We start from the raw sequence: 5,452 nt of genomic DNA, 5'->3' as shown, positions 1-5,452 counted from the left end.
TTTAAGTCATGAGCCCAGGGTAATACAGACATGTTATTTCGCATAATAGAAACAATCGAAGCGAGTGGAGCTCGATCACAATAAACCACCTTCGCTCTCGGCATCACCTTCATAATGAAATCGATTAGGAATATGTTTTCTAGAGACTTATCAGTAAAACGTTTTACGTCGCTTGATGAATCTTCCGGCAATAAGCCATGTCGCATATAAGAAGATTCGAGCTGACTAACGAAAGCTTCCCAAAAGTTTTGTCCACCACTTTGATAAGCAACGGCTAATGCCTCAATAACGGACCCGGTTTCTTCACCTTTGCCAACATTCTGAGGCCCATGACAAATGATATTTTCCAACAAGGTTGAACCACAACGTGGCACACCAATAATAAAAACAGGTTCGAGATTAGCAAGTCGAGAAGTAAAATGTGCAGAATCAGGTGGCGTCAACTGAGGCAATGCCTGCAGATAAAACTCGGTACTTCTCGGAAATTGAGTAATCGAACTGTAAATTCGATGCGCAGCGACAAGATGCTCCATCTCAACTAGCGGCTCACCTTGCTTTTTAGCAAAATTTGCCAACAACCATTGATAATAAAAGCGATTGTCTCCCTCTAAAGTAGCCTCATCAACATCGATTAAGCGTTGATACAATTCGGGGTGAAGACTCTCTGCATCCAATTGAACAAGGCGATATGCAAACGACAGGTTTTCAGGGAAGTCTTCCGAACCTTTATTCAATACATCTTTAGCGACAGCCAACTGTCCGTGATCAACATGTAGTTTTGCAGCATTCAGATATAAACCTTCACTTTTCAATCCGTATTCAATTGCACTCAAATAAACTGATTGTGCTTCTTCAAAACGTAATAGTTGGTACAACAATTTACCTAATTGCATGCGATAACTTAAATTTTCAGGTTTCTTCCCAACACATGCTTTCAGACATTCAACCGCACGTTCAAATTCCTTAGCCTTTACCAAGACCTCGGCATATTTTCCTGATAATTCAATATCATCTTGTACTGAAAGATAAGCTTCGAAAACCTTTGCTGACTCAACAATCATTCCCATATCAGCATAAAGACCCGCTAGTTCCAATACAAAAGTCCTATTGAGGGGCTCGGCTTGGTACACATGCAGCAGGTGTTGTTTCGCTGCTTGATTATCATTTTGTTGGCGAGCAATCGTCCCTAAAGAATAGTGAGCATCACAGTTCTGCGGATCGATCGAAAGAATCTTATTATAGCAACGACGAGCTCGAGAGAGTCTTTCAGACTGTATATACTCGTTAGCCTGCTGCATTAAGGTTTGTATTTCCGACTCGCTCATATTCCTGCCTTTCGATTTCTTATTAAAATGTAATCCCGAGATGTATTCCAACGCAGCGAGAAGACTCGCGTTAGTTTAACGTGGCATAACCTCAACGATCTGAACCATATCATCCTCTTTAGTTCGGGATGAAGAAATAGATTGCTCTAAATCAAACTCATACTCTTTACGTTCACCACTGCGATCAATTGCTAGTGTTTCGAAATCAAAAAGCTGGGTATCCGCTAACTGGGAAGGCGATACATTCTGTAAGGCTGTGAAAATTGACTCAATTCTTGAAGGGTGTTCTTTTTCCCATTGAATAAGCATTTTCTTAATGGATTGACGCTGGAGATTTTCTTGCGAACCACAAAGATTGCACGGAATGATCGGGTAAGCCTTCACCAGAGCAAACTGCTCAATATCTTTCTCACGACAATAAGCCAGCGGCCTAATCACGACATTTCGCTTGTCATCAGAAAGCAGTTTAGGTGGCATAGCTGACAACCTTGAACCATGAAACATGTTCAGAAACATGGTCTCAACGATGTCATCTTTATGATGGCCTAAAGCTATCTTATTCGCTTTAATCTCCTCAGCAAAGGAGTATAAAGTACCACGACGTAAACGTGAGCACAGGCCACAGGTTGTCTTGCCTTCTGGTATCTTGGACTTAACGATGGAGTAAGTATCTCGATCAATAATATAATATTCAATATCAAGTGATTCCAGATACTTAGGAAGGACATGGTCAGGAAAACCTGGCTGTTTCTGGTCAAGGTTTACGGCGACTAGGTCGAAACTGATCGGAGCACTCTTTTGCAGACTCATCAGAATGTCTAGCATGGTGTAGCTGTCTTTTCCGCCCGACAAGCAAACCATAATACGATCACCGTCTTCGATCATATTAAAGTCGGCAATGGCCTTACCCATGCCACTGCGCAAGCGCTTTTGAAGCTTGTTAAACTCGTATTTCTCTGAACCTGCTAAGCTCTGCATAACCCTACAACCTGACAACGACAACATTAAAGGCGCGCATTATAGCGAATTTACGGCTTTAACCCAAAGCCCGGTCTAACAAACGTTTAGCAGCGGATATTTTTTTAAACTGTTCCCCGCAGCCCCCCTTATCAGGGTGATGAATTTGAGCAAGCTTACGATACTGAAGCTTAACCTGCCTTTGGTCAGCATTAGCAGGCAAATCTAATACACTTAGCGCAGCATGCCGATCATCATTTGCCAGAAACTTACGCCAAAACTTATCGAGCAGGTCGTTTACTTCATCTTCTTCTGTTTCAAAATAGTGGCTAATATCAAGGTAATATGCCTTAACCGAATCATAAGATGATAATTCGGAAACTCCTTCTGCAAAGGGTCTTCTAGATATATTTATCAGATTGATGTCGAGAAAAAAACGCTGCTCATCTAGATAAGTGTTTTGTAGCGTGTAAAGGGCGTGTTTTAACAGAAAGTGGGCACGAAAAAGGTCTTTACTCTGACTTATATTGAACTCGGAAAACGGCTCTTGCTGAATGCATTTTAGATGTTGAATAAGCTCAATTTCTTTAACGCTAGCATGATCATCAAGATAGTTATCTATCCCCTTGATAATATCTAACAAGACATCCAAGCTAGTGAGCCTTCTTGCCTAAACGGCTTCGAGGAGGGGCGATGCCTACACCGTTCTTTTCTTTCTGCTTCACTTCATACATTGCCCGATCAGCAGACTTCAAAATATCGGCCGTTTTTTCACCATTATCAGGGTACATACTAATACCTATACTACCACCAACGGTGACCGTTAAACCGGCAACCTGTAAAGGTCTTTCCAGGTTAAACAGTACCTTTTCGGCGACTTGCCGAGCATGCGCGTTGGATTCACAATCATGCAATATCAACACAAACTCATCGCCACCAATTCGAGCTAATACATCCGCTTCTCTGACGGCCATTTTGATGCGCTGTACAACTTCACACAACACGACATCACCCACTTCATGGCCATATTGATCATTCACGATTTTAAAATCATCCAAATCAATAAACAGTACCGCAACACGCTCCTTTCTTCGCTTAGCTAATGCGATCGCTTCTTCCAGTTTTTCAAAGAACAAAGTCCGGTTACCTATCCCCGTTAAGGCATCAGAATGAGCAAGTTCTTTTAACTTATTCTCTAATGCCTTACGCTCGGTAATATCATTAGCCATGGCAACAACCCGCCCAGGTTGCAAGACTGCGTAGTGCCATTCACATAGAACAAGCTTATTCCTATTGGTCCGACTCCAACCCTCAGCAACCTTAACCTCTCGCCGATCAAACAGGTTCGCAATCATTCTACGAAACTTGTTCTGGTCTCCTAAGGGCACCACATAATCGTAAACAGATTGGCCAATGATATCTTCTGAAGCCCAAGCAAAAATTTGTTCTGCCTGATGATTCCATTCAATGATTTTGCCCTGACTATCCATAATCACCATTGCAGTGGGCGTATTATCAACCACAGTTCTAAGCCAAGAAGTGCGTTTATCCAAACGACGGTTCAAGCGCCAAACGTAAGCGAGAAAGCTCAGCAATATAATCGTAATCAGTGAGGCACCAAGCCCCCAACGTTTCACCAAGTCGGCACTAACCCCTTCCTCACTCCTGTAAAGAAAGTCGTCAAGCGAATAATCTGCAGACAGGCTGCCTTGCTCGACATAAACCTTGGCAATATGGTGCCAGCGTTTACTCGTCATATAGCCTGGGGAGATTAGCTCACTTTCTAGCAAGTCTTTCATCTTCTCTGCTTCAAACATTAAATGCGCTTTTGTATGTCGCTGGCTGTAGCGTTCATAGATCAGGTCTACAATTTCTGAGGGGTGATCCATAGCATATCGCCAGCCTTTAAAACTGGCTCGCCTAAATGCTGCAACCCGTTTAGGGTGGTGTTTGAGTTCATGAATCGTAGTAAAAAGGTTGTCACCATAAAAATCGACCCCGGAATCTTTTGGTCGAAACAGCGTGTACGGCTCTCCCAAACGCTCAAACTCAAACACTTCATCAGTGGTATAAACAGACATAGCTGCAACCCTACCCGCCATCACATCTGAAGTATTAAAACTGTGCTTAACAATTTTGAGCGTATCACGCGATAAACCTTCTTTGGAAAGATAAGCCATTAACTCAGCCGAGTTGGCTTCAATCATAATAGGTTTGTTGCGTAGGTCTTGTACTTGCTGAATGTTTGAGTATAAGTTGCTCTCAGGCAAACTGGCGGAGCTTAACAAAGCAAGAGGAGAATGTTGGAATATAACCCCTAAAACGACAACAGGCTTAAAGTGGTTGTGTAAAAGCAGCAACTCACTGGTGCCAACTCCAAATTCAGCCTCACCATTAACGACGACTTCAATAGGGTCCATCTCTGGCTCGGCTTCCCGAATGGCGACATCCAAACCTTCTTCAGCGTAAAAACCTTTTTCCAGCGCCGCATAATAACCCGCAAATTGAAACTGATGTTTCCATTTGAGCTGTAGAGTTACACTTTCGCTGGACAAAGCATAGGGCACAGATGCCACCAACAAAGTCAGACTGAAAATCCAATTCTTAATCACATAGAAGCTCCTGCCTCTCGCCTCTTAGCACTGAAGGGCTATTACTATATTGTTCACTTCTCGACAATTTCCTAATATTATGCGCGACAATAGTGAAAACTACTATCCTTAAAGTCTAGCATTCAACTATCACTGACGCTTAATTTTGTTCAGTTTTTACGCGTCCGACGGCATCTAACCAGCCGCTATAGAGTTTTTTTGCATCTTCTGGACAAATATCAGGTGAAAAACGTTTATCAAGATGCCACATATCTGCAATCGTCTCGACGCTTTCAAATAAACCGGCCTTTAAACCAGCCAAGTATGCCGCACCTAATGCCGTGGTCTCGACAATTTCAGGCCGGTCAACCGAAACATTCAGAAGGTCAGATAGAAACTGTACAACCCAGTCATTGACCACCATGCCTCCATCTACTCTTAAAGTGTTTACTTGCGCACCATCTTTCTCCATCGCGTGGAGCAGATCCCTTGTCTGATAACACACTGACTGTAGGCCAGCTGTGACGATTTCTTCTATCCCCGTATCTCGAGTTAAACCGAACAAAGCACCTCGTGCAT

At 42.9% G+C, this 5,452-nt stretch carries 5 protein-coding genes; all 5 read right to left on the bottom strand.

Annotated elements, in window-relative coordinates; all coding sequences use genetic code 11:
• Nucleotides 1-1,325 (bottom strand): sulfotransferase (locus A3761_RS19355; RefSeq protein ID WP_082870307.1); only part of this gene is annotated, 1,325 nt, incomplete at its 3' end.
• 75 nt (nucleotides 1,326-1,400) lie between these two features.
• Nucleotides 1,401-2,303, bottom strand: a complete 903-nt coding sequence (gene ttcA / locus A3761_RS19350; RefSeq protein ID WP_068554480.1) for a tRNA 2-thiocytidine(32) synthetase TtcA — start codon at nucleotides 2,301-2,303, stop codon at nucleotides 1,401-1,403.
• Between the two features lie 58 nt (nucleotides 2,304-2,361).
• Complete coding sequence (locus A3761_RS19345; protein WP_068554482.1) at nucleotides 2,362-2,934, bottom strand: DNA-J related domain-containing protein; 573 nt, start codon at nucleotides 2,932-2,934, stop codon at nucleotides 2,362-2,364.
• Between the two features lies 1 nt (nucleotide 2,935).
• A complete protein-coding gene (locus tag A3761_RS19340; RefSeq protein WP_068554484.1) occupies nucleotides 2,936-4,894 on the bottom strand; it encodes a diguanylate cyclase domain-containing protein in 1,959 nt (652 codons plus the stop codon).
• A gap of 139 nt (nucleotides 4,895-5,033) precedes the next feature.
• Nucleotides 5,034-5,452, bottom strand: a 419-nt coding sequence (locus tag A3761_RS19335; protein ID WP_255374953.1) for an FGGY-family carbohydrate kinase, incomplete at its 5' end; no start/stop codon positions are given.

It is taken from the genome of Oleiphilus sp. HI0123 (assembly GCF_001635315.1).
This window is presented reverse-complemented; position numbering and strand designations above follow the sequence as displayed.

Coding starts and splice junctions, on each gene's coding strand:
- ttcA (WP_068554480.1), bottom strand. CDS start 2,303: ATGCAGAGCTTAGCAGGTTCAGAGAAATACGAGTTTAACAAGCTTCAA.